Genomic DNA, 3282 nt, shown 5'->3' with positions numbered 1-3282 from the left:
CGCGTCGACCTCGCGCCCGTCGATGGCCGCCGGCCCCTGCAGGCCGTGCTCGAACGGGGGCACCGCCAGCGTCGGGGTGAGCAGCAGGTCATAGGAGCGGAAGAACCGCCAGGCCGCGTTGTAGACCGCCTTGCGCCGCACCACGGCGCCGGTGAGCTGCTCGGCGGTCCAGTCCAACCGCAGGACATCCACCAGATGCGGCGACATCCGCTCGCCCAGCTCGTCGGCGAGCCTGCGCATGCCGGCCAGGTCGCTCTCGCAGACAATCAGCGGCAGCAATGCCTCATACGGGTCCTCCCAACCAGGATCGGCCCGCTCGACCGTACAGCCAAGATCGCGTTCGAAGACCGTGACCGCCTGGTCGACGACCGCCCGCACCGCGGGGTCGACGGCGGCGTACCCAAGGTCCGGGCTGTAGGCCACCCGGAGGCCGCCCAGGTCGCCGTCGACGGCGCGCAGCCAGTCGATGCCGTCGGAGGGGATGCTCAGGCGGTCCCGGTCGTCGTAGCCGGCGATCACCGACAGGACCAGGGCGGCGTCGGCGACGGCGCGGGTCAGCGGCCCGATGTGCTCCAGGGACTCCCAGCTCGACACGCCCGGATAGCGGTGGTCCTTGGTGCCCGGGTACAGCGGGACCCGGCCCATCGTCGGCTTGATGCCGTACACCCCGCAGAAGCTGGCCGGGATGCGGACCGAGCCGCCGCCGTCGCTGCCCAGCGAGAACGGCCCCACTCCGGTGGCCACCGCGGCGCCGGTCCCGGCCGAGGAGCCACCGGAGGTCCGCTCCAGGTTCCAGGGGTTGCGAGTCGGCTCCGCCAGCGGGGTCTGCCCGGTGCCGGAATAGCCGAACTCCGGCACCTGGGTCTTGCCGATCACCACCGCACCAGCGGCCTTGATCCGCTCCACCACCACGTCGTCCTCGTCAGGTACGAAGTCGGCGTAGGCGTACGATCCCGAGGCCGTGCGGATCCCCTTGGTGCAGATCAGGTCCTTGACCCCGGTGGGCACCCCGGCCAGCGGCCCGACCTCGCGTCCGGCGGCGAGGTCGGCCTCGATCCGCTTGGCTTCCTCCCTGGCCTGGTCCGGCACGACGGTGGTGAACATGTGGAGCGTCGGGTCCAGCCGGTCCAGCCGCTCCAGGACCGCCTCGACCGCCTCCACGGGGGACAGCTCCTTGGCCGCGACGGCACGGGCCAGGGTGGTCGTGTCCAACTGGCAGATCTGGTCGCTCGCCGCCATCGTCTCCGCCTCCTCGCGGTCCTGCTCCGGTCAGACCGCACCGGCACACCCCCCAGCCACAAGCCAAACACCGGTCCGGGGTCTCGACAAGGGGACGATGAGGGAAGGCGCACGACATCCGCCAGTGCTCCGTCGCCAGCCTGCTCGGTGACCGCCTCCAAGCCGCGTGAACGCATTCACGCACCCCACGGGCGGCAGTCGCGGCAGCCGCGCAGGTAGCGGCCCTTTGCTGTCGCGGTCGAGGCCAGCCTGCCGAACAGATGACCTGGCTCGGTGGTAGCCGCCTTCCACCAGGTCACTCATTGGATCAGCGCCCGGGTCGGGGGTGACCAGACCGGCCCGACCAGGGCGCCCAACCGGCGCCTACCCGCCACCTGCGCCGGCAATCCCCGCGGGCGCCAATCTCAGCAGTTCTGACCGGTGCTAGGGGAGATCACGCTCGATGCGCCGCTCCTCGACCACCGTGTCGGGGCCGGCCACCGTCCTGCTCCGCCGATAGGGCGAAAAGCTGCTCCAAAACAGCAGCGACAACACCAGGCCAAGCGCCCCGGCGACCATCAGGATGATCCCGACCGTGTTGAGGTTGAACCCCGAGGTGGTGACGTCCACTGCAAAGGTCAAGATGGCTCCCACCACCAGCAGGAAGATGCTGACTCCAAGGCTCACCCTGCTCGCCTCCTCCAGGATGCTTTGACAGTTGCTCGTGCGCCGAATCCTGCATGCATGGTTGTCCAATAAGACCCTGTGCCCGGCGTTGTTGTTACGGTTCTCGGCGCCAACGGCGGCGGCAAGGGGTAAGCCGGCGCGGCTGGAAGCGTTGCCGGCCGCGAACGACCCGTCGGATGGAATCGTCCGTGCTGTCAGTCCCCACCATGCCGTGGACCCGGACCGGAACGGCTGATGGGAGGTCGGCGCCAGGCCGCCTGGTACTTAACTTGCGTGGTTCCTCAGCTGCGAAGGACCCCAGTCACTTCAATCGCCACCGGCGAGCACCTGCTGGTAGATGCGTTCGTAGCCGGCCACCATGGCCTCGGCCGAAAACCGCTCTTTGACCCGGGCCCGCATCACCTGGGGGTCCAGGTCGCCGACCCGGTCGACGGCGGCGGCCATCTCCTCCACCGAGGAGACGACAAAGCCCGTCTCCCCGTCGGCCACCACCTCGGGCACCGACCCGTTGCGCCAAGCCACCACCGGCGTCCCACAGGCCATGGCTTCGGCCATCACCAGGCCAAACGGCTCCGCCCACTGGATCGGGAACAACAACGCCGCCGCACCGGCCAGCAGCTCGGTCTTCTGCTCCTGATCGCATTCCCCTCTGACCTCCACATCGTCGCCCAGCAGCGGCTCGACCATCTCGGCCCAGTAGGTCTGCTCGCGCTCGTTCTTGGTCGTGACGCACAGCACCAGCCGCCGTCCGGCCCGCCGGGCCGCCTCGATGGCCAGGTGCGGCGCCTTCTCCTCATCGGCCCGGCCAAGGAAGAACAGGTAGTCGTCCTTGGCCTCGCAGACCGGATAGCGGTCCAGAGAGATGCCGTTGTAGACCACTCCGCCCCAGCGCAAGTTCTGGACCGCTGGCTCTCGGAGATGGCCACGAACCAGTGTCTTTGGGCGATGCGCCGATACAGCACCGAGGTCTGGGGAGTGAACGGCCCATGCAGGGTATGGACCGTGGAAGCCTCGCTCATGGCCCCGATGCTCGCCCCCACCGGCCCGGTGTGGTCATGCAGCAGGTCGAACTCGCCCGCACGGTCGTAGGCCGACACGGCATGGGCCGCCTCATACCAGGGATCGCCGATCAGCTCCTCGGGCGGCACCTCCTGTAGCGGAGGGACCAGCTGCGCCTCGGTCTCGGAGCCGAGCGGGGCGAACAGGGTGACCTCATGCCCGCGCTCGGTCAGCCCGTCGGCCAACAGCGCCACCACCCACTCGATGCCGCCATAACCGCTGGGCGGAACGGGATACCAAGGCGGCGCAACCACGGCGATCCGCATAGAGCACCTTGCTTCGGTGAAGCTGTGACCAAACCCGGCTACCCACCAGGTG

3 protein-coding genes are annotated in these 3282 nt (G+C 69.2%); all 3 read right to left on the bottom strand.

The genetic code is table 11. From position 1 onward, the window contains the following. The coding region (locus tag VF468_17065) for an amidase (GenBank protein ID HEX5880004.1) at positions 1 to 1239 on the bottom strand (1239 nt) is incomplete at its 3' end. 423 nt (positions 1240 to 1662) lie between these two features. After that, positions 1663 to 1905, bottom strand: coding sequence for a DUF6458 family protein (locus VF468_17060; protein ID HEX5880003.1), 243 nt, complete (start codon positions 1903 to 1905; stop codon positions 1663 to 1665). Between the two features lie 306 nt (positions 1906 to 2211). Then, positions 2212 to 2838: a glycosyltransferase gene (locus VF468_17055; protein HEX5880002.1), complete on the bottom strand. Its 627-nt coding sequence runs from the start codon at positions 2836 to 2838 to the stop codon at positions 2212 to 2214. Positions 2839 to 3282 lie beyond the last annotated feature (444 nt).

It is taken from the genome of Actinomycetota bacterium, assembly GCA_036280995.1.
Lineage (GTDB): Bacteria > Actinomycetota > CALGFH01 > CALGFH01 > CALGFH01 > CALGFH01.
The sequence above is the reverse complement of the archived record's forward strand: the minus strand, read 5'-3'. Positions and strand labels throughout refer to the sequence as shown.